The organism is Streptomyces sp. NPDC127129, assembly GCF_042671585.1.
In the GTDB taxonomy this organism is placed as follows: domain Bacteria; phylum Actinomycetota; class Actinomycetes; order Streptomycetales; family Streptomycetaceae; genus Streptomyces.
Window position 1 is genome coordinate 715,217 of the sequence record NZ_JBHXTV010000001.1, and the last position, 24,360, is coordinate 739,576.

The 24,360-nt window shown below is 69.8% G+C and carries 17 protein-coding genes; 5 read left to right on the forward strand and 12 right to left on the reverse strand.

Translation table 11 applies throughout. The features are described 5' to 3' along the window. Positions 1-39: 39 nt before the first annotated feature. The 3 genes from ACFVGW_RS03100 to ACFVGW_RS03110 all read right to left on the reverse strand — a co-directional run bounded on the left by ACFVGW_RS03100 (position 40) and on the right by ACFVGW_RS03110 (position 10,754). Complete coding sequence (locus tag ACFVGW_RS03100; RefSeq protein WP_385850497.1) at positions 40-4,968, reverse strand: DUF3320 domain-containing protein; 4,929 nt, start codon at positions 4,966-4,968, stop codon at positions 40-42. A 141-nt stretch (positions 4,969-5,109) separates the two neighbouring features. After that, positions 5,110-9,543 carry a BREX system serine/threonine kinase PglW gene (gene pglW / locus ACFVGW_RS03105; RefSeq protein ID WP_385850498.1) on the reverse strand — a complete coding sequence of 1,478 codons (4,434 nt, stop codon included), beginning with the start codon at positions 9,541-9,543 and terminating at the stop codon, positions 5,110-5,112. Between the two features lie 260 nt (positions 9,544-9,803). Continuing rightward, positions 9,804-10,754, reverse strand: a complete 951-nt coding sequence (locus ACFVGW_RS03110; protein ID WP_385850499.1) for a fibronectin type III domain-containing protein — start codon at positions 10,752-10,754, stop codon at positions 9,804-9,806. Between the two features lie 131 nt (positions 10,755-10,885). On the opposite strand from ACFVGW_RS03110, the gene ACFVGW_RS03115 reads away from it, so the two are divergent. Together ACFVGW_RS03115 and ACFVGW_RS03120 are read left to right on the forward strand one after the other, a co-directional pair. Further along, complete coding sequence (locus ACFVGW_RS03115) at positions 10,886-11,464, forward strand: hypothetical protein (RefSeq protein ID WP_383568034.1); 579 nt, start codon at positions 10,886-10,888, stop codon at positions 11,462-11,464. A 30-nt stretch (positions 11,465-11,494) separates the two neighbouring features. After that, positions 11,495-12,091 carry a TIGR03086 family metal-binding protein gene (locus tag ACFVGW_RS03120; protein ID WP_385850500.1) on the forward strand — a complete coding sequence of 199 codons (597 nt, stop codon included), beginning with the start codon at positions 11,495-11,497 and terminating at the stop codon, positions 12,089-12,091. A 313-nt stretch (positions 12,092-12,404) separates the two neighbouring features. Here the strand turns inward: ACFVGW_RS03120 and ACFVGW_RS03125 are convergent, their stop codons facing one another. The 9 genes from ACFVGW_RS03125 to ACFVGW_RS03165 form a co-directional block, all read right to left on the reverse strand. Further along, complete coding sequence (locus ACFVGW_RS03125) at positions 12,405-13,115, reverse strand: aspartate/glutamate racemase family protein (RefSeq protein WP_385850501.1); 711 nt, start codon at positions 13,113-13,115, stop codon at positions 12,405-12,407. Positions 13,116-13,171: 56 nt separating this feature from the next. Beyond that, the gene (locus ACFVGW_RS03130; RefSeq protein WP_385850502.1) at positions 13,172-14,623 is read right to left on the reverse strand and encodes a nucleobase:cation symporter-2 family protein; all 1,452 of its coding nucleotides are present in this window, start codon (positions 14,621-14,623) and stop codon (positions 13,172-13,174) included. Positions 14,624-14,945: 322 nt separating this feature from the next. Beyond that, on the reverse strand, positions 14,946-16,337 hold the full coding sequence (locus tag ACFVGW_RS03135) for an 8-oxoguanine deaminase (RefSeq protein ID WP_383219664.1): 1,392 nt from the start codon (positions 16,335-16,337) through the stop codon (positions 14,946-14,948). A gap of 48 nt (positions 16,338-16,385) precedes the next feature. Then, complete coding sequence (locus tag ACFVGW_RS03140) at positions 16,386-17,852, reverse strand: nucleobase:cation symporter-2 family protein (RefSeq protein ID WP_385850503.1); 1,467 nt, start codon at positions 17,850-17,852, stop codon at positions 16,386-16,388. 70 nt (positions 17,853-17,922) lie between these two features. After that, positions 17,923-18,846 carry a factor-independent urate hydroxylase gene (gene pucL, locus ACFVGW_RS03145; RefSeq protein WP_383219660.1) on the reverse strand — a complete coding sequence of 308 codons (924 nt, stop codon included), beginning with the start codon at positions 18,844-18,846 and terminating at the stop codon, positions 17,923-17,925. A gap of 5 nt (positions 18,847-18,851) precedes the next feature. After that, positions 18,852-19,241, reverse strand: a complete 390-nt coding sequence (gene uraH, locus ACFVGW_RS03150; protein WP_383219658.1) for a hydroxyisourate hydrolase — start codon at positions 19,239-19,241, stop codon at positions 18,852-18,854. Further along, a complete protein-coding gene (uraD, locus tag ACFVGW_RS03155; RefSeq protein WP_383219657.1) occupies positions 19,238-19,765 on the reverse strand; it encodes a 2-oxo-4-hydroxy-4-carboxy-5-ureidoimidazoline decarboxylase in 528 nt (175 codons plus the stop codon). The genes uraH and uraD overlap by 4 nt, the downstream gene beginning before the upstream one ends. A 156-nt stretch (positions 19,766-19,921) precedes the next feature. Continuing rightward, positions 19,922-20,260: a helix-turn-helix domain-containing protein gene (locus ACFVGW_RS03160; protein WP_352189184.1), complete on the reverse strand. Its 339-nt coding sequence runs from the start codon at positions 20,258-20,260 to the stop codon at positions 19,922-19,924. Positions 20,261-20,304: 44 nt separating this feature from the next. Continuing rightward, positions 20,305-20,553 (reverse strand): hypothetical protein, encoded by a 249-nt coding sequence (locus tag ACFVGW_RS03165; RefSeq protein ID WP_352189185.1) that lies wholly within the window; start codon positions 20,551-20,553, stop codon positions 20,305-20,307. A gap of 140 nt (positions 20,554-20,693) precedes the next feature. On the opposite strand from ACFVGW_RS03165, the gene ACFVGW_RS03170 reads away from it, so the two are divergent. From ACFVGW_RS03170 to ACFVGW_RS03180, 3 genes are all read left to right on the forward strand, one after another. Then, positions 20,694-21,527, forward strand: coding sequence for a TIM barrel protein (locus ACFVGW_RS03170; RefSeq protein ID WP_385850504.1), 834 nt, complete (start codon positions 20,694-20,696; stop codon positions 21,525-21,527). Positions 21,528-21,660: 133 nt separating this feature from the next. Next, entirely contained in the window at positions 21,661-22,551 is an 891-nt protein-coding gene (locus tag ACFVGW_RS03175) for a 2-hydroxy-3-oxopropionate reductase (protein ID WP_383219653.1), read from the forward strand. Positions 22,552-22,740: 189 nt separating this feature from the next. Next, positions 22,741-24,198, forward strand: coding sequence for a catalase (locus tag ACFVGW_RS03180; RefSeq protein WP_352189173.1), 1,458 nt, complete (start codon positions 22,741-22,743; stop codon positions 24,196-24,198). Positions 24,199-24,360: the final 162 nt, after the last annotated feature.

Genomic DNA, 24,360 nt, shown 5'->3' on the forward strand with positions numbered 1-24,360 from the left:
AGCTCAGAAAGAATGTCCGGACCTGTCGCGCTCTCGCCGTCAGCGGACCGCGCTGACCCTTCCCGGTCCGCCTTCGAGCCCGCCGCGCCGGTAAAGCTCGGCGATGTCCGCCGTAAGCGCCTCGCGGATGTCGCTGCCCATCCGGCGCCAGCCGAAGAAGTCGCAGACCTGCTTGATCAGCTCGTCCTCTGACATACCAGGGCATTCCATGGCAATCTCATACAGAGCTAGCTGCCGCTCTGCCGGGGCGATGAGGGTCACCTTCCGCGGGGTGTCCCCGGCCTCAGGGCGCCGTGCCTTCAGCGCATCCAGTCCGCCCCGGTCGTTCGCGTCGTAGAAATCGCCGTCCCGGGCGACAGCCTCGGCGTTCACCAGGCTCCGCACCACGAACGTCACGTTGTCCCGGATTCGGCTCCCGGCCCGTCCCACGCCCCAGGCCTCGCGCGCCCGCAGGACGAGCAGGTCCAGGTGGATCGGCCCCTCGGACTCGACGATCTGCGCCAGTACGTTGCGCAAGGCCGGCCGTGCCTCGGCCGTGTGCATCTCGTAGTTCGAGCTCACGGTCAGTCGGCTGGGGCGGTACGGAGCAGCCCACTCGCGCTCCACTCCTCCCGTGTCCACCGGCACACGCTCATACTCGACCTCGACCTGCGGTTCCTCGACCGGGACGGTCACCACCCGTCCACGGCCCTGGGCCGCCGCGCTGGCAGCCGTACTCGCCCCAGCATCCTGCACCAGCTTCGGCCCCGACACGGCCAGGGGACCCTGCTCGATCGCCTGCTCCACCGCCTCCCGCAGCCGCAGTTCCGCCGCTTTCCGTCCCCGGTACCAGTCCGTGCCCCAGATTCGGTACAACCGCCAGCCCAGGCCGTTGAGCACCTGCTCGCGCAGCCGGTCGCGGTCGCGCGCGGTCTTGGAGGAGTGGTACATCGCGCCATCGCACTCGATGCCGAGGGCGTACGCGCCCGGCAGCTCGGGGTGGCGCAGGCCGAGGTCGATGCGGTAGCCAGCGACGCCGACCTGGGGCTGGACCTGGTAGCCCCAGCCCCGAAGTACCTCGAGCACGGACTCCTCGAACGGGCTGTCGGGCTCGGCGTCCCCCTGGACGACATCACGGGCAAGGACCGCGGGGCCCTGCTCGGCGTACTCCAGGTACCGCTTCAAATGCTGAACGCTGACATTGGGGCTGTCCTTGAGCTGCGTGCCGCGGAAGGAGGAGACGACCTCCATGCGGTAGCGGGCACGGGTCACCGCCACGTTCAGGCGGCGCCAACCGCCGCCCTTGTTGATGGGGCCGAAGTTCAGTCCGAGGGTGCCGTGCTCATCGGGGCCGTATCCGACGGACATGATCATCACGTCTCGCTCGTCGCCCTGGACCGATTCGAGATTCTTCACGAAGAAGCCGTCGAGACGGTCCTCGGTGAAGCAGTGTTCCAGGTCGGGACGCGAGATGCGGGCCTGCTGGACGGCCAGGTCGATGGCCGAGGCCTGTGCCTGGGAGAGGGCGACGACGCCGAGTGTCCTGCCGGGGCGGGTGTCGAAGTGGTGCATGACCCGCTCGGCCACGAACTCCGCCTCGCTCCGGTTGTCCCGGCGGCCACCCCTGTCGTACACGCCGTCCGCTTTGAGGAAGTCCACGCCGACGTCATTACCCTTGTCGAGCGACCCGGGGAAGGTCACCATCGAGTTCCCGTAGAACTCGCGGTTGCTGAAGGTGATCAAATCCTCGTGACGGCTGCGGTAGTGCCAGCGCAGCGGCAGCTCCCGCATCGCCCCAGCCTTGCAGGCGTGCAGCAGGGACTCGAAGGAGTCGGGCACGTCCTCCGCGTACTCGTCCGAATCGTCCTCCACCGAGGAGTCGAAGAACGAGGTCGGCGGGAGCTGCTTGTCGTCGCCCGCGACGATCAGGCTGCGCCCCCGGTAGATGCAGTTGATCGCATCGCTGGGGCGGACCTGGGACGCCTCGTCGAAGATGATGACGTCGAAGGCGAAGTCCGGAGGCAGGTGCTGGCTGACGGTGAGCGGGCTCATCATGAAGCACGGCTTGATCGACTGGACGACCTCACGCGTACGCCCGAGCAGTTCGCGTACCGGCATGTGCCGGGTCTTCTTCTCCGCCTCGCGCTTGATGACGGCGCTGCCGCCACCGCTGTGATTGCGCGGGCGACGTCTGTTGCACCGCTCGATCACCGCCCCGCCGGCAGCCGCGATGAGGCGACGGTCCGCGGCGCGGAAGTCCGCCACCCGGGCGTCGAGGTCCTCTGAGCGGGTGGTGCGGAGCCGGTCGTCGCCGGCCAGGACCGCGTCGGCCCAGGAGCGGAGAACCGCTTGCTCGACGATGGTGGGCAGCTGCTTCGGTTCGATGCCGCGCTCGGCCGCGTTCGCGACGAGGTCGTCGGCGTCATGGCGAGCGAGGACGGCGACACCGGCACGGTAGGCCTGCCATTCGTCCGGGCCGTGCGGATCGGCGAGGAGTACGTTGATCAGCTGCTGCGCCTGGTCGAAGCCGCCCAACAGGGACGCGGAGAGTTGGGCGCTCCTGGCCGTGTCGAAAAGGCCGAGGAGTGCGGACGCGGACGCGGACCAGCGTTCGACGCGGCGGCTCGCCGTGGTGCACCACGTGGCCAGGGCGCTCCGTACGTTCGCGGCGAGCAGCGTGGGCAACGGGTCGGTGTCGGAGCCGTCGGCCAGTTGGCTGATCAGTCGCTCGCGTCGGGCGACCCCGCCGCCCAGCTCGGCAATGCGGTCGGCGGTCGCCAGAGCCTGGGCGAGATCCTCGATCTGCGACGCGGTGCGCGGTGTCCAGCGTGCGAGGAGGGTGGTGTGCTGATCGGCGAGACGCTGTAGCTCTTCCGTCGCGTGAAGCCAGCCGAGTGCCTGCTCGAGACGACCGGGAAGCTTCTTGTCCCAGGTGCCGCTGTGCGTCAGTGCCGCCACCGCGGCCCGGTCGGCCTTGTACTGCGCCGAGAAGCGGGCCAGCAGTCCGCTGTGCTGGTCGGTGAATCGTGCCGCCAGTTCCGGCAGTTCGGTCGCGCTCAGTACCTGCTCGCCGAAGACGTCCTCCGCTGCTGCCCGCGCCTCGGCCTCGGCGGCCAGCGCCTGGCGCAGTTCCCGTGCGGCGTTGTGTGCCGCGCTCCGTACGCCGTCGTCGAACCATCCCGACGGCGGTCGGTGATCGGCTTTCGTGAGATCTGCCAGCTCACAGAGCGCGAAGGCGGCCTCAGCTCGGTCCGGCTTCGGCACACCGAAGAGATCCGCGAGCTGGGCGAGCTGGTCGGAGGCGTCCTCGGGCAGACCTCCGTCCGCTGCACCGTCCTGCCCGGGGAGTCCGTCCCGCAGTGCGCGTACGGCTTGCTCGAGTTCACGTACCGAGGCGGGTTCGCCCTGAGTCGCAGCGAACGGGCGTCGTACCGCAGCAGCCCGTACGGCGCTCAGTGCGTCGGCCGCCTCAGAGAGCACGGAGGGTGCCGAATTTCCGACCAGCCCCCGCCAGGGGAAGGAATCCCCTTCGGCGGCCGGTCGCCAGGCACGGCTGACGGCTTCGGCGGCGGAGACGAGTTCCTGCAGCGCATAGGCGCTCAGCCTGTCGACCGTCCGATCGTTCTGCCCGGACAGCGGAAGCTGCGGGGTGCCGGCCAGCTCCAGCTGGATCAAGCGTCCCAGGACGTCGTGGAGGCCGCGCTGCAAAGGCTCACGCGTCTGGTTCATCGCCGCCGCATAGGCGGACAGTTCCTCGCGCAGCCGGCGGGCCTGCTTCAGCTCGTGCTCCGCCGCTCCCGTGGCCCTGGCCTCGCTGGTCAGCACCCGGGCCAGTTCGGTGGCTACCGCCTTCTTGCTCGTGTCGGCGCTGTGCAGCCCCATGACGAAGTCGCCGAGACCCACGCTCCGCAGACGATTGCGCACGACATCCAGGGCCGCGGCCTTCTCACTGACGAACAGCACGCTGCGGCCCGCGTGCATGAGCGCGGCAATCATGTTGGTGATGGTCTGGCTCTTGCCCGTGCCAGGAGGACCGCTCACCACGAAGGAACGGCCGTCGAGCGCGGCCGCGATGCACTGCCGCTGAGAGGCGTCCGCGTCGAGAACGAGCGGTGTCTCCTCGGGCAACTGGACTTCGTCGATCCTGTCGAGCTCCGGAGGCTCGAAACCGATCAGATCGTCCGGCAGTCCGGCGCCAGGGCCGAGGGCGACGGCCTTCACCAACGGATGCCCGAGGATGCGCTCCTCGTTCTGCTGAAGGTCCTGATACATGGCCTCTCGATGCGAGGCGAACAGGCCGAGCACCACCCGCTCGTGGACCTTCCAGCCGACTTGGCCGGCTGCGGCCGAGCGAACCGCGGAGATCACGGCGGAGAGGTCGGTGACGTCGGTGTCCGTGACGCGACTCCAGTCGATTCCCTGCCGCTCGAGCTTCACTGCAAGGGCGGGATTGTGCATGCGGTCCTGGCCGTCAGCCGGATGCAGTCGGTAGCGACGGTCCTTGTCACGGCGCAGTTCCACGGGCACCAGCAGCAGCGGCGCGGAACTGCCTTCTTCGGCGCCGACCTCGCGCCAGTCCAGCATGCCGACGCCCAGCCACAGCACCCACAGACCGTAGTCGTTGAACGTCTGGCCGGACTTCTGACGAAGTTGGTACAAGGCACTGTCGAGCGCCGCCTGAGTGGGCTTCTGCGTCACCACCCCGGTTCCAGAGCCTTCCGCCGACGCATTGATGCCGTCGGCCTCGGATTCCGCGGGATCCGGCGCGACCGGGGCGAAGTCCCAGCCTTTGGCGAGTCCGTTCAGGAGTGTCGCGGCGCTGGGCGATGTGAACTCCAGTGACGCCGTCTTCGCGTGGCGGAAGTTCAGCAGCCGGTTACGGCCACCCAGGTCAAGCAGCGAGTGGCGCCAGCCTTCCAGCACGGCCTTCAGCCGGTCGAGACCGGGATCGCTCGCCGCGGTATGCAGGGTCTGACGCTGATGGGGCATATGGGGTGACCTCCTGAGCTGAGCGCACAGGGGTGTCCACACTCACAGGCCCCCCTGGAGACACCTGCTTATCAGCCCGTCCCTCAGGACACGCCCGAGATCCAAAACTCAGTATGAACCCGTTGTCGGCCACACGCACCTTCAGCGCTCGTCGCTTGCGCTCCCCTCCTTGAGTCTCTTCAGGAACAGCGAGTCAAGCAGCGTCCACTCGGTGGCGCGGTCGACGACTTCGACCGTGCGTCCGTCCAACGACGGTGTCTGCTTGGGGTCTTCCATCGGGCACAGCCACCACAGCCCGTGCGGGAGCTGCGCCGGGCGCCGGGCGGCCTGCTGAAGGTTCACCAGCAGGTCGTGGCCGCCGCCGTCGAAGTAGCGCGCGAGCAGACTCGCGTTGTGGAAGAACAGCACCGCCCTGGGGCCTGCTTCCTCGGCGCGCGTAGTGAACTGTTCCGCCAGCCGATCGGTGACCCGCTGGACGTAGGAGCGCAGTCCGGGCTTCAGCTCGCCTCCGCTGGTGAAGGCGGCGTCCGCGCGCAGGACCTTGGTCCAGTCGGTCCCCAGTTCTGCGGCCAGCGCCCGGAAGACCGCGAGGAACTCGGCGTTGAAATCCACCGCGGTTACGCCGAACTCCTCTGCCAGAGCGGCCGCTGTGCCTGGCAGGTCCGCGCCCTTGAGTGTGAGTGCCAGGAAGCCTCCGCGCTCGGCGGCCCCGGTCAGCTTGGCGCGCACGACGGCCTGCGGATCGCGGCCCGCGGCCACTGCCGACCGTGCTTCCGCTACGAGCACGCTCGTACGGGTGTAGGTGGAGCTGGTCCAGCGGGTCCCCTCGACCGCCGGGGGGAAGAAGCGCTTGCGTACGGTGTCGTACTCCAGCGGGAATCCCGCCTCGGCAAGCGCGTCCTCGATCTCGATGTGCGTGGGCAATTCCGAGAGGGGCAGGGAGGGGAAGCGTGCCTTGACCCGGGCGATGAGTTCTCCGGTGGAGAGGCCGACTTCGCGGCGGACACCGGCTACCGCCTGAGAGATGCGAATGGCGCGGGCAAGACCGAGCCCCTTGGGGTAGATCTCCAGTCGCGGCGACGCGGAGGCGTCCTGCGACACCACGGCCGCCAGCCCGACCAGACGAGTGTCGGCCAGCGGCGTCATACCCTCCGGCGCAGGCACCTCCCGAAGGGTCCGTACGACTGTGGCCCGGCCCGGCAGTGGTTCCTCCGCAGCCATCCGGTCGGCGGCCGCGCCGAGTGCCGCGGCATAGTCGGCCAGCTCCTGTGGAGTGGGATCATCGGTGCCGGGCAGGGAGTCGAGCGCGAGCAGCACACGGGATCCCCGGCGCAGCACTTCGAGCCGCGGATCCTGCTCGTTGCCCCGCTGCAGTGCTTCGGCGTCGGCCGCCGCACGGACGACGGCAAGTGCCTTCGCCAGCGTTCGCTCAGCGGTGTCGTCGCCGGCGCCATGGCGTACGCGAAGCTCACCAGCGGCTTCCTGGACGGTCATCACGCGGCCCGCCAGGGCCAGAATCTGCACCAGTTCGTCTCGGACATGCGTGATCCAGCCGGTGGTGGACCACTCCTCGATCGCCGCGACATGGTGCCGGGACACGGTGGGCTGGCTGCTGCCGAGGTGCTTGGCGATCAGCGTCTGCGGCGGCCAGGGACCGAGGGGAGAGAGGTCGCCTCCCTCCTCCTTGGTGCGAGGCAGCCCCAGAGTCAGGCGTACGACGTCCGGGCGCAGGTTGCCCTTCCGTGCAGGGCCCGGAACGAGTCTGGCTGCCAGAGAGTCGACCGACTCGTTGGCAATCAGCCGCGCCTCGTCCTGCGGCGCGGATGTCAGAGCATCGGAAAGGGCTGATTCCAGCGCAGTTGTGGGGCGCTCCGAGGTCACAGTCGGGCGCTTGAGCATCGCGGTCCACTGCTTATGGCGTCGGTTCAGTTCTCTGCGTACGAGCGTGCCTGCGCCTCGCGCACGGGCGATGGTGTGCGGGGGCACGTCGAGGAGTTCACCGACTGTCACCGCACCCAGCCCGTTGGCGACGGAGACGGCTCGCGGGGAGAGCCCGGCCGCGTCCAGGGCCGTGGTCGACTCTGCTGCCGCCGCCGCGGTCTCGCGTGCTTCTTCCGTGGTCGCCGTCAGGGCACCCACGGTGGCAGGAGTGGTGACCGGCTTCGCGGAGTCGGCGGTACGGAAGATCTGTCGCCAGGCGTCCTCCATCTGCTTGAACGTGTCGAAGCGTCGGTCGACGTCACGGTGCAGCGCGCGATGGAAGAACGCGGTGAGCCCGTCGCGAAGCCCGGGCTCGAACAGCTCGGCAGCAACGAACAGTTCTACGTCTTCGCTCACTCGAGGGTCGCTCTGACCGTCTCCCCACACGGGTCGCTCACCGGAAGCCATCTCGTGCAGCGTCACGGCGGCCGCATACCGCTCGGCGTGGTCGTCGTAGAGCGAGCGACGGGCACTGCCGAGGAACGGGTCGAGGTAGCCGCGCGTTCCGGCGGTGATGTCTCGTTCGGACGCGTCGGCCAGCGAGAAGTCGAACAGCAGCAGCTCCCACGAGCCGTCGTCGCGCTTGTGCAGACCCAGGTTGTCCGGCTTGATGTCGCGGTGCCGCACGCCCTTGGCGGCAAGCTGGTCGAGCGCGATGAACAGGTCGTTGCCGTATCGCTCCAACTGATCGTAGGTGAGCCGCCCTTCGCCGCGCAGTCGCGCACCCAGGGAGGTCTCCCCCGCGTACTCGAGTTCCAGAACGGTATGGCCGGCGATCTCCCTCGGCTCCTCGAGCAGCCGGATGATCCGGCCCCCGCCCACCGTCTTGAGGGCGTTCGCCTCCGCGTAGAGCCGTGCGTCCTTGTCCTGGTCGAGCGCGACCTTGAAGACCCGCTCCACGACGACGGTCTTGTCATCGGGCCCGACAGGCTCCTCGACCACTCGCTCGACCAGCAGTGCCCGTGCGGTGGCGCCGGTCCCAAGGACCCGCTTGACCGTCCAGATCTCGTCCACGGGCTGGCCGGGGAGCGCCGTCAGAGGATCGGTCTCCACTGTCGCGGGCTGATCTGGGGTCGCGGCCTGTTGCTCCGCCTCGTCGAGGAGGTCGAGAAAGCGGTCGGCTCCGGGCAGCCGGTCCACGACCTCGGCGCGAGTGGCCCGGTAGATCAGGGTGTCAAGACTGTCCGAGAGGCCGTCGGCCACGGCGTACGGGTGCAGTCCGCCCTCGGCCGACAGCCTTTCGATCAGGGCACTGCGCTGAGGGGCAGGTGCCTCCCCCGTGAGGATCAGGTAGGAGAGGGCGCCGAGCCCGAAGAGGTCCAGATCGACGGGGTCGGCGAACTCCTGGTCTGTCTCCGGGGCCAGGTAGACCTGGGCGGAGTCCTCGATCAGCCCCCCGTCGAGCGGCGTGTCTCCGATCGAACGCATCGACGTGGTCTCGAAGTCACGCGCGGCGGTCTGCCAGTCGGTGATGCGCACGGCCGGAGCGGAGCCGTCCTCCTTGGCCGAGACGTACACCGATCTGGCTGACAGGGCCCGGTGGTAGAGCGACCGATTGTGCGCGTAGCGGAGTGCCTCGGCCAGCTGGCGCACAAGGTCGAGTCGGACCTCAGGTGTGAGCTTGCCGCCGTATGCCGCCAGGTAGGCGTCGAGTCGCAGATCCGAATGGCGATGCCGGAACAGAATCGCCGGGCCGCCTTGATGCTGATGGATCTGGGCAGCCTGGGCGATGCCCCGGTGGGTAATACCCTGCAGCACCTGGTACTCGCGGCGGGCAGCTCGATCCGCGGCCCGCCGGGCGGCCTCGCCGGCCATCTGCTCGACGAGGTATATCCGTACCCGGCCCTCCTCTTGGACAAGGCCATCGACGCGGACCGCGAGACGGTCCTCCCAGCCGGGACCGGCGTCGAGCACACGCGGCTCGAGTTTCCAGTCGTCACCGAAACGCAAATGAGCGGTGGAGTGGCTGATGCCGATCTTCTGCATCAGCTGCTCGAGCAGCTGCGAGGACTGCGGGGTGATGCGCCAGCTCTCCCGCTCCGGCGGCTTGCCGAGCAAGTCGTCCCAGATTCTGCCCAGGCCGCTCGCACCGTCGTTGCGACCGTAGACGTTGATCCGCTGGAACTCGTCCAGTCCGCTGACGAGTCCGGAGTCGTGGAGGAAGACTGCGGGTTTGATGAAGGGGACGCGACGCGGGTCGACTCCCATCGACCGAGCCGCCCGCTCCAACTGCCCCTTGAGTTCCTTGCACTTGAGGTCAGTCAGATGCAGGGGGTTCTTCAGGGTGCGCACTCGGTCCGCATGGAACTGCCACGTGTCTCCGTGATTGATGACGCGGCCAGGGTGTCCCTTGAGCTCGAGAAGATAGAGACCGCCGGGCACCGCGATGAAGAGGTCGCACTCGTTCGTGCGCCCGGAGGCGGCGGTGAAGGAGAACGTGGCCCAAGCGCGATAGGGCTCCGCCGACGGCATCAACTGCCGGATGTGATCGAGGCCCTCCTGTTCCCAGGTGTGGGTGGACCGGCGGGGCTGGAACCAACGCTCCTTGCGGGGCGGCCCGGGCTTGGGCGCCGCCGGCGTACCAGCTGCCGACACGGTTCGACCTCCGTGGTGATTCCGCTACGCCGTCCGGCGCGAGTCTCCAAGTCATTGACCCTACCCCGGTGCGGCCCTGTGCTCAGCGGTCCACGCTCTCTCGATCTCTGGCCATGACTTCAACGGACCCTCATCAGCCAGGCAGCCGGAGCGAGACTGGAGCAGAACCGTCGAGCCGCTCGACAACGAGGTCGAAGTCCCACACCGCACGTACGCGCGGCCCGGTCTGGACCATCTACTACTTCCCTTGCGTAACTCTGCTAACGCACGACAACGGTGCGTTGGGCCGAGAAGTCACCCCAGGTGCCGTCGGGGAGGCGGGCGCGGAGTTTGACGCTGTAGCGGGTTCCGGGGGTGGTGGGGACCGTGAAGGTGTAGGTGGCCTCGGCGGGCGGGGGGTCGGTGCCCCAGATGATCGTGGTGGCGAAGGCCTCGTTCAGGTAGAGCTGGTGTTCCGTGACCGGGGCGCCGGTGCGGGGCGGGGTCCAGGTCAGCGTGATCTCGCCCTTCGTGGCCTTGGCCGTGAGGTCCGTGGGGGCGGTGTTGGGGGCCGCTCCGGGGGCCGGCGCGGTGGTGAGGTCGGCGGGGCCGCTGTCCGGGGAGGAGTTCTCGGCGGCGTCGCGGGCGCGGACCGTGAAGGAGTAGACCGTGCCGGGGCGCAGGCCGGTGAGGCGGGTGGTGGTGGCCGTGCCGGGGACGGTGTGGATCCGGGCGTCGGCCTGGTAGACGTCGTACGCGGTGACCTCGGTGTCGTCGCGGGCCGGGGTCCAGGTCAGGGTGGCCGCGTGGCTGCCGTCGGGGGTGGCGCGCAGGGCCTGGGGCGTCGAGGGCGCGGCGCGGTCCTGGGCGGTGGCGGCGAGGGTGGTGGCGGGGACGGTCGCGCTGTGCGGGGAGCGGTTTCCGGCGGCGTCGCGGGCGCGGACGGTGAAGGTGTACGGGGTCGAGGGCGTGAGGTTCACGATGTCGGTCATGAGGGTCGTCGCGGGGAGGTCCTTGACCTTGCGGCCCTGCTGGTAGACCTCGTAGCCGGTGACGGCCCGGTCGTCGGCGGACGCGCTCCACATGACGTGGACGGTGCCGGCGCTTCCGGCGGACGCGGTGACTCCGGTGGGGGCGCCGGGGGCGTGGGTGTCCTTCTCGGGGCCGCCGGAGCAGGCGGCTACGGCGAGGAGTGCGACGGTCAACACGCTTGCGGCGAGCGGGCGTTGCACAGGAATGCCTCCGTCCGTCGAAAAGGTCCAGACCTGTATCCCACGGCATGGAGGCGCCCGGCAAGGGGCCGTTGTCAGTGGGGTGCGCTTCACTGGATTCGTCACTCTCCGTGACGATCCGAGGGGGAATCATGACGGACCGTACGATCTACACGACGCTGGCCGGGCTGCGCGGGCGCGGCTGGAGCGACGCGATGGTGCGCGACCTGCTGGGCGCGCCCGACGTGCAGGGACGGGATCCGCGGCGGTGGTCCGTCGCGCCCGTGCGGCTGTATCTGATGGCGCGGGTGGAAGCGGTGGAGAGGACGCCGGAGTTCACCCGGTGCGCGGCCGCCTCGGGCAGCCGCTCCTCGGCGGCGGAGGCGGGGGCCGAGCGGCGACGGCGGGCGGTCCTCGCCGCGATCCGGGCACAGCCGATCGAGGTGCCCCGGCTCCCGGCGGTGGAGCTGGAGCGGCGCGCGGTGCGGCACCGGCACCTCCTCGGGGCGCGCAGCCCCGGCGGGGCGGGGGCCGGAGCGCTGGTGCGGTGGCAGGTGAACTATCTGCGGCACGCCCTGTCGCGGTACGAGTACCTGCTCGACGGCCTGTACGGCTCGACGGGCCGGGCCGAGGCCGAACGGCTGCTGCGCCGAAGGGTCTACGAGGCGATCGCGGCGGCCTATCCCGCACTGGCGCAGGAGTGTGCGCGTCGCATCGGGACCGAGCGATGAGTTCCGGTGCCCCCGGCGGTCTGCATCTGCATGGAGAACACGGAGCACATCGATCTGGGACCGGCCGCTCAGCGGGTGGCGCGACTCGCCGAGGGCATCGGGGACGAACGGCTCGGGGACCCGACGCCCTGTCCCGAGTACGCGGTACGGGAGATCCTCGCGCATCTCGCCGGGCTGAGCGCGGCCTTCCGCGACGCTGCCCGCAAGCACGTCGGGGAGACGACCGGAACGCCGCCCGGCTCGGTCCGCCCGGTCCTGGCCGAGGACTGGCGCACGGCCCTGCCGAAGGCCCTGGACGAGCTGGCGGCGGCCTGGCGCGAGCCGGGGGCATGGGAGGGCGACACCCGGGCGGGCGGCGTCGAGATGCCGGCGGCGGTCATGGGGCAGGTCGCGCTGAACGAGCTGGTGATCCACGGCTGGGACCTCGCGCGGGCGACGGCCCAGCCGTACGAGGTGACGGAGGAGGATCTGGCCGTGTCCGAGGCGCTGCTGACCCCGGCGGACGACGCCCCGGCCGAGGACGGCTTCTTCGGCCCCGTCGTCGCCGTCCCGGACGACGCGCCCCTGCTCGACCGTGTGGTGGGCCTGAGCGGGCGCCGGCCGGGGTGGCGACCGCCGACGTCCTGACCGGCCACGAGCGTGCGGCGGTCGGGGGTGGGTCCCCGGAACGCCCGGAGCCAGGAGGGCGGGGGCCGGCGGGGCGGCCCCGCCGAGAGCACCCGACCGCGAGCGGGGACGCCGGGCCGGCGGGCCGACGCGCGGTCGACAAGGTCCCCGGGCCAGCCGACAGCTCGTCGTGCGGCTCGCGGGTCCGGCGCACCGTCGACCAGGTGCCTGGACGCCAACGGCCCGTCGTGCCGCTCGCGGGTCCGGCGCACCGTCGACCAGGTGCCTGGACGGCCGACGGCCCGTCGTGCCGCTCGCGGGTCCAGCGCGCTGCCTACAGCAGCCTCGCCACGCTGTGGCAGGCCGCGCGGATCGGGGCGATCACCGGGACGGTGAAGCGGGGGCGCAGGAGTTCCGCGGCCTCGCCGAGGGGGCCGCCGCCGATCACCACGGCCCGGGCGCCGTCCCGTACGACGCACTCCCGGACCGCGCGCGCCAGGGCATCGGTGAGCGCGGCCGGGTCGGCGGACAGGGCGTGGGGGTCTCCCCCGGTGAGGCGGAGGCCGGTGAAGCGGTCGCGGAGGCCCAGCGCCTCCACGGCGTTTGCGATGGGACCCGCCAGGCGCGGGGTCGTCGTCGCGATGCCGAAGCGGGTGCCCCCGGCGGACGCCTCCAGGAGCGCGGCCTCTCCGATGCCCACGACCGGGACCGGAGAGAAGGCCCGCAGCTCCGCCACACCCGGGTCGCCGAACGCGGCCACCAGCAGCGCCGCGCAGTCGCCGGCGGCGAGGGCCCGGCCGCCGGAGGCGACGACCTCGGAGGCCGCGGCCCGCAGCGCCGCCGGGTCCGTGAGCATCCGGGGACCGCGCGCCGCCGTCACCCCGCGGACGCGGACCGTCGGACCGAGGGCCCGGCGGGCGATGGCGGTCATCATCGCGGTGGTGGCCGCCGAGGTGTTGGGGTTGACGAGGACGACCGCGGGTACGGCGGGCGCGGCGGACGGGGTGACCTCCGAAGACGGGCCGAGGCCGGCCGCCCCACGCACGACACCGGTCCCCGCGTCACACGCGGGAACCGGCTCGTGGGGCGGAGGCGAGGCGCTCAGTGGACGTGCGCCGCCTTCGCCGTGCGGGTCTCGGAGATCTCCTCGCCCGGCTCCATGGGCGCGGTGACCGTGTCCTCGTCGCCGCGCTTGCCCAGGTGGTTGAAGACCAGGTTCAGCAGGACCGCCGCGACACAGCCGGTCGAGATGCCCGAGTCCAGGATGATCTTCGCCGTCTCCGGGAAGGCGTGGTAGAACTCCGGCGCCGTGATCGGGATGATGCCGACGGCCAGTGAGACCGCCACGATCAGCACGTTGTTGTCCTTCTCCAGACCGGCCTTGACCAGCGTCTGGATACCGCTCGCCGCGACCGATCCGAAGAGGACGACGCCCGCGCCGCCGAGCACCGGCCGCGGGACGACCGAGATCAGCGAGGCGGCGACGGGCGAGAGGCCCATCAGGACCAGGAAGCCGCCGCCGCAGGCGACGACGAACCGGCTGCGGATCCGCGTCATGGCGACCAGCCCGATGTTCTGGGCGAAGGCGCTGCACATGAAGCCGTTGAAGAACGGGCTGATCGCCGAGCCGAGGGTGTCGGCGCGCAGTCCGGCCGCGATGGTCTTCTCGTCGGCCGGACGGTCGACGATCTCCCCGAGCGCGAGCATGTCGGCGGTCGACTCGGTCATCGACACCAGCATGACCACGCACATGGAGATGATCGCGGCGAGCGCGAACTGCGGGGCGCCGAAGTGGAACGGCGACGGGAAGCCGACGATCGACGCCTCCGCCACCGGGCTGAAGTCCGTGACCCCGAACGGGATCGCGATGAGCGTCCCGATGACCAGGCCGACCAGGACCGCGATCTGCTTCAGGAAGCCGCGGGTGAAGCGGCGCAGGACGAGGACGACCACGAGCGTGATCGCGGCGAGCGTGAGATAGGTCGTCGAACCGTAGTCCTCGGCCGCCGGGTTGGGCCCTTGGGCCCAGCCGAAGGCGACCGGCAGCAGCGAGACACCGATGAGGGTGATCACGGTGCCGGTGACGACCGGCGGGAAGAAGCGGACGAGCTTGGAGAAGTACGGGGCGGCTATGAAGCCGAGCACACCGGCGACGATGATCGCGCCGAAGATGATCGGCAGCGCGTCGGACTTGTCGTCCGTGGTGTCGACGATCGCCAGCATCGGCGCGACACCGGCGAAGGTGACGCCGTTGACGAACGGCAGCCGGGCGCCGATCTTCCAGATGCCGAGCGTCTGGAGGAAGGTGGCGAGCCCCGCGGTGAAGAGGCTGGCTCCGGTGAGGAAGGTCAGTTCGGTGCCGGAGAGTCCGACGGCCGCGCCGACGATCAGGGGCGGGGCGACCACACCCGCGTACATGGCGGCCACGTGCTGCAGACCGCTGGTCATCATCTTCAGAGGCGGCAGAGTCTCGTCGACCGGATGCTTCCGGTCCTCCGAGTCGGCGGCGCTTTCATCCTGTGCTTCATTGCGAAACCTGGGCTTGATGGCCACGGAGGTTCCTCCGGTCGGGTAACACGTCGGCGGAGACGTGGGTGTCATGGAGGTGGTGCAAAGCGGTTCAGGTCGTGCGCCTCACGGTGTGCGGCTCATGAGGAAGGAACTGTGTTGCGGGGGCTTCGAGGGACTTCGGCGGACCGAGCGGTCGTGGGGAAACCGCTCGCGGTGGGTGCCCGGGAGGGGGACACGTCGACCGTCCGGAGGGTGCCGTACCTCTTTTCGTACGGACACCCCCCGTCCGGCCGGCCACGGACCCCGCTCGGGTCCGCGGCGACCGACCGAGGGCCGTCCCCCTCGGTCGGACTCCTTGGGGAGGTCAGCCCTGGGCCGTGATCCGGGCCAGGCGCTGCGCCTCCGCACGCGCGTCGCGCGCGATCGCCTCTTCGTCCGCGAAGAGCAGGCGGTTGCTCTCGACGATCTGCTTGCCGTTGACGAACGAGGCCGTCACCGGGGCCGCGGCGCCGAACACGATCGCGGTGACCGGGTCGGCGATCGACGAGTGGCCGAGGCCGTCGATCTTCCAGAGGACGAAGTCGGCGAGCTTGCCGGCCTCGAGCGAGCCGATCGAGTCGGCGCGGCCGAGGACCTGGGCGCCGCCGAACGTGCCGAGGCGCAGGGCCTGGCGGGCGTTGAGCGCGGCCTCGCGGTGGACGCCGAGGCGGTTGATGAGGAGGGCGTTGCGCAGCTCGGTGTGGAGCTCGCCCGACTCGTTGGAGGCGGTGCCGTCGACGCCGAGGCCGACCGGGACGCCGGCCCGCAGCATGTCCGGTACCCGGGCGATGCCGGCGGCCAGCCGCGCGTTGGAGGACGGACAGTGGGCGACACCGGTCTTCGTACGGGCGAAGGCCTCGATGTCGGAGTCGTTCATGTGGACGCAGTGCGCCATCCACACGTCCTCGCCGAGGAAGCCGGTGGACTCGAAGTAGTCCGTCGGGCCCATGCCGAAGAGCTCGTGGCAGAACTTCTCCTCCTCCACGGTCTCCGAGCCGTGCGTGTGCATGCGCACACCGAGGCGGCGGCCGAGCGCGGCGCCCTCGCGGAGCAGCTCGGTGGAGATGGAGAAGGGGGAGCAGGGGGCGACGGCGACCTGGGTCATCGCGTCGAAGGAGGCGTCGTGGTACTTCTTCACCGTCTCCTCGGTCGCCGCCAGGGCGCCCTCGGTGGTCTCGACGGCGAAGTCCGGCGGCAGGCCGCCGTCCTTCTCGCTGCGGTCCATCGAACCGCGGGCGAGGGTGAAGCGGACGCCCATGTCCTGGGCGGCACCGATGATGGCGCCGGACAGGTCGCCGGAGCCCTTCGGGTAGACGTAGTGGTGGTCCATGGCGGTGGTGACACCGCCGCGGGCCATCATGGCCAGCGAACCCTGGGCGGCGACGCGGACCATGGCCTCGTCGATGCGGGCCCAGGTCGGGTAGAGCGCCACCAGCCAGTTGAAGAGGTTGTGGTCGGTGGCCAGGCCCCGGGTGATCCACTGGTAGAAGTGGTGGTGCGTGTTGACCAGACCGGGCGTCACCAGATGGCCGGTGGCGTCGATCCGGCGGACCACGTTCTCCAGGCCCTCGGGGGCCTTGCCGGCGCCGACGGACTCGATCTTGTTGCCGGCGACGACGAGGTGGCCGGTGGCGTACTCGGTGTCGTCGGCGTCCACGGTCGCGATCGCACAGTTCTCGATGACGATGCGCTCGACTGCTGCCGAAGGTGCTGCCATGGCGGTGCTTCCTTCATTCCTCGGGAGTGGTTTGGGCACGGCAGGACCCTAGGAGGATTTGAGTGCCGGAGCCGGGTGACGGGTCCGGGTGCCGAGATGGTGGAAGAACAGATTGAGCGTGACCGCGACGAGCGCTCCGGCGCTGATGCCGGAGCCGAGCACGGTCTGTGCCCAGGCCGGGAAGTCGGCGTAGAAGGTGGGCGCGGCGAGCGGGATGATGCCCGCTCCGAGCGCGACGGCCACCAGGATGATGTTGGAGCTGTCGTCGAGTCCGGCTTCCGAGAGGGTACGGATTCCGGAGACGGCGATCGAACCGAAGAGGACGATGCCGGCACCCCCGAGGACGGGCATCGGGACCATCGACACGACCGCTCCGAGGACCGGGAAGGCGCCGAGGACGAGCAGGGCGCCACCGGCGACGGCGACGACGTAGCGGGAGCGGACCCGGGTCAGGGAGACCACTCCGACGTTCTGGGCGAAGGCCGAGGTGGGGAATCCGCCGAAGACGGGGCCGAGGAGCGTGGCGATGCCGTCGGTCCGCAGGCCCCGGGTGATCGTCCCTCCGTCGCTCCTGCGCCCGCAGATCTCGCCGAGGGCGAGCATCCCGGCGCTGGACTCGGTCATCAGGACCAGCATCACGATGCACAGGGAGAGGATCGCGGCGGGCTGGAACTCCGGTGCGCCGAAGGCGAAGGGGGCGGGCAGCGCGGCGACGGGCGCCTCGCGCAGCGCGGTGAAGTCGGCCATCCCGAACGGGATCGCGGCCACGGTGCCGATGAACAGGCCGAGCAGCAGGGCGATCTGCTTGACGAAGCCCTTGCCGAAGCGCTGGAAGAGCAGGATCACCACGAGCGTGAATCCGGCGAGCGCCAGGTACTTCATGGCGCCGAAGTCGGCTGCCTCCTTGTTCCCGCCCTGGGCCCAGGTGACGGGCACGGGCATCAGGGTGACGCCGATCAGGGTGATCACGACGCCGGTGACGAGCGGCGGGAAGAAGCGGAGCAGGCGCCCGAAGAAGGGACCGACGGCGAGGCAGAAGACTCCGGCGACCATCACCGCGCCGTAGATGGCGGGGAGTTGACGGCCGGGGGCGCTGGTCTCGGCGATCGCGAGCATCGGGGCGATGCCGGCCGACGAGGCGGCGTTGACGAAGGGGAGCCGGTTTCCGGCGAAGCGGCCGGCCCCGAGGGTCTGGAGGACGGTGGCGCAGCCGGCGATGAGCAGGCTCGCGGCGATGAGGCGGGTCATTCCGGCGGCGTCCAGGCCGACCGCCTGGCCGATGATCAGCGGAGGGGTGACCACGCCCGCGTACATCGCGGCGATGTGCTGGAGCGCGGCGGGAACGAGCCGCGAGGCGGGGAGCTTCTCGTCCACCGGGTGGACCTCGGCCGAGGTGACCGGCGAAGCGACCGCCGTGGTGACCGGCGAGGTGTCCGGCGAAGTGACCGGCGAGGTGTCCGACGGGGTGGAACAAGGGCCTTCGGCAGGTGCCGGCCCCGTTGCGGGCTGTGCCATGGGTACGTCCCTCCGGTGGTGGCTGCCCCCGCCCGACTGCGGGCGGGCGGGGGCGGCCACGCGGTGCCGCCTAGAGGTTGGTCATGTCGACCGGGATCTGCGCCGTGGCTCCGTCACGCAGCACCGTGGCCTCGATGAGGCCGTAGGGGCGGTCGGCGGCGTAGTAGACCTCGTTGTCGTTCTTGAGCCCGAAGGGCTCCAGGTCCACCAGGAAGTGGTGCTTGTTCGGGAGCGAGAAGCGGACCTCGTCGATCTCCGAACGGTGGTTGATGATCCGGGTGGCCATCTGGTACAGCGTCTGCTGCAGCGAGTACGAGTACGTCTCCGAGAAGGCCTCGAGCATGTGACGCCTGGTCTGCGCGTAGGACTTCTCCCAGTTGGGCATCCGCTGGTCGTCGTCGGTCCAGTTGAACCGCCAGCGACCGGACACCTGCGTGGCCAGGATGCGGTCGTACGCCTCCTGGAGCGTCGTGTACTTGTCCTTGATGTAGCCCCAGAACTCCGAGTTGGTGGAGTTCATGACGATGAGGTCCTTGAGGCCGGAGATGACCTCCCACTTCTCACCGTCGTAGGTGATCTGGGTGACGCGGGTCTCCTGGCCCTTGCGGGCGAAGGAGTGGTTCACCTCGTCCGAGCCGATGAACTTGGAGTTGGCGTCGGAGCTGGCGATCCGCTCCCACGAGTACTCCTCGATCCGGATGCGCGCCCGGTGGATGGGCTCCTGGCTGGTCACGAAGTGGCGGGCCAGGTGGATGCCGAACTGCTCGGCCGACTCGATCCCGTACTCCTTGGCGAAGGCGTACACGGTGTTCTTGGTCGTGTCGGTGGGCAGGCAGTGGGCGTTCGAGCCCGTGAGGTGGACGTCGTCGAGGTCGCCGGAGAGGGCGACGGAGACGTTCAGGTCCTTGATGTGGTGGGTGGCGCCATCCCGCGTGATCTTGACGACGCGGTTCTCTGCTTTGCCGTACTGGTTCTGGCCGAGAATCGTGGGCATGTCTGCTAGCTCCCTCGGTAAACGGAGTAGCCGAACGGGTTGAGCAGCAGCGGTACGTGGTAATGCTCGCCCGGCTTGACGGCGAACGTGATCGCCACCTCCGGGAAGAACGCACCGCTGTCCCTTACGCGGGGGGCGTCCTGCTGCGCCTCGGCTTGCTTCTTGGAGAAGTACGCCTCGGTCTCGAAGTCGAGACGTACGTGGGTGGTGCCCTCCGGCAGGGCCGGCAGGTCCTTGCAGCGCCCGTCCGCGTCGGTGGCGGAGCCACCGAGCGTGATCCACTGCGCGTCGAAGCCGCTGCGGGCCGCGAGCGTGATGGCCACGCCCTCGGCGGGGCGGCCGATGCTGGTGTCCAGGATGTGGGTGGACACCGAAGCGGTGGTGTCGGTGCTCATGCGTTCTCTTCCTCGTTCTCTGCGCGCTCTACGAGACGGGTCAGCCTGATGCGGTTGATCTTGCCCAGTTCGGTGCGGACGATCTCCCGCTCCTGCTCGGGCGAGTTCTCGATCCGCTCGCGGACCGCGTCGCGCATCTGCTCACCGGTCTTGCCGGTCGCGCAGATCAGAAAGACATGACCGAACCTGTCCTGGTAGGCCAGGTTGAGTTCGAGCATCTCGGCCTTGAGCTCCTCGGAGGCCCCGGCCATCCCGCTCTGCTCGCGGGAGGAGGTCGGGTCCCCTGCCTTCGGACGACCGATCGGCGGGTGGCCCGCCATCGCCTCGGCCAGATCCTCCGCGGTCAGTTCGGCCATGGCGGCGTCGCTGGCGAGGAAGAGGGCTTCGACGGTGGCGTACGGGCGCTGGGCGAGAAGCTTGCTCCCCCACGCCGAGCTGGAGCACACCTCGTGGAGCGCGGCGACAGCGTCGCTGTCCGCCGAGGTGTTGAACCGGGTCAGACCCGGTGTCGTACCTGAAGTCACGGGAAGCCTCCGTGGCTGTTTTTCGCTGTGCGTCGGACGGGCTGCGGATAGCTAACGCCCTCCCGCAACACCACGTCAACACTTTGTTGAAAACTCGGTGACACAAAGGCCGTCGTCCCGACATCTGGACGACGGCCTTCGGCTACCCATGATCAACTAACCGTTCTCGGCGGCCTTTTCCCTGCTCAGGGCGGTCTCGCGGTTGAGGTAGTTGTACACGGTGAAGCGACTGACACCCAGTGCCCCGGCCACCGTCTCCACTCCATGACGCACGGAGAAGGCGCCGCGCGCCTCCAGCATCCGGACCGCCTCCTGCTTCGCCTTGCGGTCGAGCGAGGCGAGCGGCATCCCGTGCCGGCGCTCCATGGCCGCCAGGATGTGGTCCAGCGAGTCCGAGAGCTGGGGAAGCCGTACGGCGATCACGTCCTCACCCTCCCAGGCGAGCACCACGTCGTCGGTTCCCGCCTGCTCGGGACCGAGTATCTCGGCACCCATCGCGTCGACCAGCGGCTTGACCGCCGCCACCAGGGGGTGCTCGGTCACGACTCCTCCCCGATCACGTTGACCTGGAGGGAGACGCGGGTCGCGCCGGCCGCCAGGGACTTGCGCAGCAGCGCGTCGACGGCGGTCAGGACCTCGTCGGAACCGCCTTCCGCGGTGTTGCCGAACGGACCGACGTCCACCGCGTCCAGGTCGGCGGCCTGGATGACCTCACGGGCCACGACCGCGTGCTCCGGCGCCTCGTCCAGGTCGAAGGGCTCGGTCGTGAACTCCACTCTCAAACGCACCATGGCCCCACGCTACTGGCCTGAACGGCACCGACGGCAGCCCTGAGCTGCCGAACCCTCTTGACAAGTGCGCGGCTCCCCTTGCAACATTCCGTCAGACAGAAACTTACTTCCGCAATACGGAAGGAGCGCCGCCCCTCATGGGATACACGGACCAGCGCTTCGATGTGAACCTGTCGATCCTCTTCACGGAACTCCCGCTCCTGGAGCGCCCCGCGGCCGCCGCCGCGGCGGGCTTCACCGCGGTCGAGCTGTGGTGGCCCTGGATCGACACCGCCACCCCCGCCCAGAGTGAGCTCGACGCTCTCAAGAAGGCTCTGGACGACGCCGGCACCCAGCTGGTGGGCCTGAACTTCTACGCCGGGCAGCTGCCGGGTCCCGACCGCGGCGCGCTCTCCGTGCCCGGCGAGGAGTCGGACCGCTTCCGCGCCAACATCGAGGTGGCGGCCGACTTCGCCGCCTCGGTCGGCTGCAAGGCACTCAACGCGCTCTACGGCAACCGCGTCGAGGGCGTCGACCCGCAGGTCCAGGACACCCTCGCCCTGGAGAACCTGGTCCTGGCGGCCCGCGCGGCCGACCGGATCGGCGCGATCCTGCTGATCGAGACCCTGAACAAGCCGGAGTCGCCGCTCTACCCGCTGGTGAGCGCCCCCGCCGCGATCGAGGTCGTCGACAAGGTCAACGCGGCCACCGGGCTCGGCAACGCCAAGTTCCTCCTCGACATCTACCACCTGTCGATGAACGGCGAGAACGTCAGCCAGGTCATCGCGGAGTACGCGGACAAGACCGGCCACGTGCAGATCGCCGACAACCCGGGCCGTGGCGCGCCGGGCACCGGCGAGCTCCCCCTGGAGCAGCTGCTCGACGAGCTCAAGAAGGCCGGTTACGACGGCTGGGTCGGCCTGGAGTACAAGGCCGCCGACGCCGCCGCGTCCTTCGCGTGGCTCCCCGCCGAGGCCCGCGCGGCCCGCTGACACCGGACGGGGGCCGACACCCCCGTCCGTACGAGCCCCTCGTGGCCCCGGCCCGGCCGCGCCGGCCGGAGACCGGCGCCACGACGCGGGCGTCAGCTCCCCCTGACATCGCACAACCCCGAGAGGTACCCCAATGAGCAACCTCCCCAAGATCGCGTGGATCGGTCTCGGCATCATGGGCTCCCCCATGTCCGAGAACCTGATCAAGGCCGGCTACTCCGTCACCGGCTTCACCCTGGAGCAGGACAAGCTGGACCGCCTCACCGCGGCCGGCGGCACCGCCGCCGCGTCGATCGCCGAGGCCGTCAAGGACGCCGACGTCATCGTCACGATGGTGCCCGCCTCCCCGCAGGTCGAGGCCATCTCCTACGGCCCCGAGGGCATCCTGGAGAACGCGAAGTCCGGTGCGCTGATCGTCGACATGTCGTCGATCACCCCGCAGACCTCCGTGGACCTGGCCAAGAACGCCAAGGAGAAGGGCATCCGCGTCATCGACGCCCCCGTCTCCGGCGGCGAGGCCGGCGCGATCGAGGCCGTGCTCTCGATCATGGTGGGCGGCGAGCAGGCCGACTTCGACGAGGCGCTGCCGATCCTGGAGGCCCTCGGCAAGGTCATCGTGCTCTGCGGTCCGCACGGCTCCGGCCAGACCGTGAAGGCGGCCAACCAGCTCATCGTCGCCGTCAACATCCAGGCGTGCGCCGAGGCCGTGGTCTTCCTGGAGAAGTCCGGCGTGAACCTCCAGGCTGCCCTGGACGTCCTCAACGGCGGTCTGGCCGGCTCCACGGTCCTGACCCGCAAGAAGGACAACTTCCTGAACCGGGACTTCAAGCCCGGCTTCCGGATCGACCTGCACCACAAGGACATGGGCATCGTCACCGACGCCGCCCGCAACGTCGGTGCGGCCCTCCCGGTCGGTGCCGTCGTCGCCCAGCTCGTCGCCTCCCTGCGTGCGCAGGGCGACGGCGGCCTGGACCACTCGGCCCTGCTGCGCGCCGTCGAGCGCCTCTCCGGCCAGCAGGTCTGACCCCGCGCCCCGTCACGGGGCCCCAGACTTCCGGTCGGCGGCGGCGCTGACAACCTGTCCTGTCGCGCCCAGGCGCCGCCGCCGCCCGGAACACCCTCCTTCGTTTTCAACAAACTGTTGACGTTCGCTTCAGCTGCTCCTTACGCTCCTGACACCGTCACCAGTGCAGCTCCCGTACGGAAGGTCACGATGTCGAAGCGCGTGCTTACGACCGAGTCCGGCGCCCCCGTCGCCGACAACCAGAACTCCGCCACCGCCGGCGTCGGTGGCCCCATCCTCCTCCAGGACCAGCACCTCCTGGAGAAGCTCGCGCGCTTCAACCGTGAGCGGATCCCGGAGCGCGTGGTCCACGCCCGCGGCTCCGGCGCGTACGGGTACTTCGAGGTCACCGACGACGTCACCGGCTTCACCAAGGCCGCCTTCCTCTCCGAGGTCGGCAAGCGGACCGAGACGTTCATCCGCTTCTCCACCGTGGCCGACTCGCTCGGCGGCGCGGACGCCGTCCGTGACCCGCGCGGTTTCGCCCTGAAGTTCTACACCGAAGAGGGCAACTACGACCTCGTCGGCAACAACACCCCGGTGTTCTTCATCAAGGACCCGATCAAGTTCCCCGACTTCATCCACTCCCAGAAGCGCGACCCCTTCACGGGCAAGCAGGAGCCGGACAACGTCTGGGACTTCTGGGCGCACGCCCCCGAGGCGACGCACCAGATCACCTGGCTCATGGGCGACCGCGGCATCCCGGCCTCGTACCGTCACATGAACGGCTACGGCTCGCACACGTACCAGTGGACCAACGAGAAGGGTGAGGCCTTCTTCGTCAAGTACCACTTCAAGACGAACCAGGGCATCCGCTCGCTCTCCGCCGAGCAGGCCGCCGAGACCGTCGGCAAGGACGCGAACTCGCACCAGACCGACCTGCTGCAGGCCATCGAGCGCGGTGTGAACCCCTCGTGGACCCTGTACGTCCAGGTCATGCCGGCCGCCGAGGCCGCAGAGTACCGGTTCAACCCGTTCGACCTCACCAAGGTGTGGCCGCACGCCGACTACCCGCTGCAGCGCGTGGGCCGTCTGGTGCTCGACCGCAACCCGGACAACGTCTTCGCCGAGGTCGAGCAGGCCGCGTTCTCCCCGAACAACTTCGTCCCGGGCATCGGCCCCTCGCCGGACAAGATGCTCCAGGGTCGCCTCTTCGCCTACGCGGACGCCCACCGCTACCGCCTCGGCGTCAACCACACCCAGCTGCCGGTGAACGCCCCGAAGGCGACCGTCGCCGACAACTACGGCCGCGACGGCCTCATGGCCACCCGTCAGGGCTCGCGCCACGACAAGAACTACGAGCCCAACTCGTACTCCGGCCCCTCGCAGACCGACGAGGCGCTCGCCGCCCCGCTGGCCATCCACGGCTGGACCGGCACCCACGCGGCGCCCGAGCACGCCAAGGACGACCACTTCTTCCAGGCCGGCGAGCTCTACCGCCTGATGTCCGAGGCCGAGAAGGACCGCCTGGTCGCCAACATCGCCGGCGGGCTGTCCCAGGTCTCCCGCGAGGACGTCATCGAGAAGAACATCGCGCACTTCGCCGCCGCCGACGCGGACTACGGCAAGCGCGTGGCCGAGGCGGTCAGCGCCCTGCGCGAGGACTGATCCACGGCGGTATCCAGACCGCGTACGGCATATGACGGGAGGTCAGATGCCGTACGCCGTCCGGACCGACGGCCCGGATGAGGGGTGGCCGGCGGTACGGACAGCGTGAGGACCGCGGCGGCGACGAGCCAGTGCGGTGGTAAGGGCGGACCAGGACCCTTC

What these genes read in the sequence shown, in the direction of transcription:
- ACFVGW_RS03100 (WP_385850497.1), bottom strand. Translation starts at nt 4,968, where the DNA reads ATGCCCCATCAGCGTCAGACCCTGCATACCGCGGCGAGCGATCCCGGT.
- ACFVGW_RS03115 (WP_383568034.1), top strand. Translation starts at nt 10,886, where the DNA reads ATGACGGACCGTACGATCTACACGACGCTGGCCGGGCTGCGCGGGCGC.
- ACFVGW_RS03120 (WP_385850500.1), top strand. Translation starts at nt 11,495, where the DNA reads ATGGAGAACACGGAGCACATCGATCTGGGACCGGCCGCTCAGCGGGTG.
- ACFVGW_RS03135 (WP_383219664.1), bottom strand. Translation starts at nt 16,337, where the DNA reads ATGGCAGCACCTTCGGCAGCAGTCGAGCGCATCGTCATCGAGAACTGT.
- ACFVGW_RS03140 (WP_385850503.1), bottom strand. Translation starts at nt 17,852, where the DNA reads ATGGCACAGCCCGCAACGGGGCCGGCACCTGCCGAAGGCCCTTGTTCC.
- pucL (WP_383219660.1), bottom strand. Translation starts at nt 18,846, where the DNA reads ATGCCCACGATTCTCGGCCAGAACCAGTACGGCAAAGCAGAGAACCGC.
- uraH (WP_383219658.1), bottom strand. Translation starts at nt 19,241, where the DNA reads ATGAGCACCGACACCACCGCTTCGGTGTCCACCCACATCCTGGACACC.
- ACFVGW_RS03160 (WP_352189184.1), bottom strand. Translation starts at nt 20,260, where the DNA reads ATGGGTGCCGAGATACTCGGTCCCGAGCAGGCGGGAACCGACGACGTG.
- ACFVGW_RS03170 (WP_385850504.1), top strand. Translation starts at nt 20,694, where the DNA reads ATGGGATACACGGACCAGCGCTTCGATGTGAACCTGTCGATCCTCTTC.
- ACFVGW_RS03175 (WP_383219653.1), top strand. Translation starts at nt 21,661, where the DNA reads ATGAGCAACCTCCCCAAGATCGCGTGGATCGGTCTCGGCATCATGGGC.
- ACFVGW_RS03180 (WP_352189173.1), top strand. Translation starts at nt 22,741, where the DNA reads ATGTCGAAGCGCGTGCTTACGACCGAGTCCGGCGCCCCCGTCGCCGAC.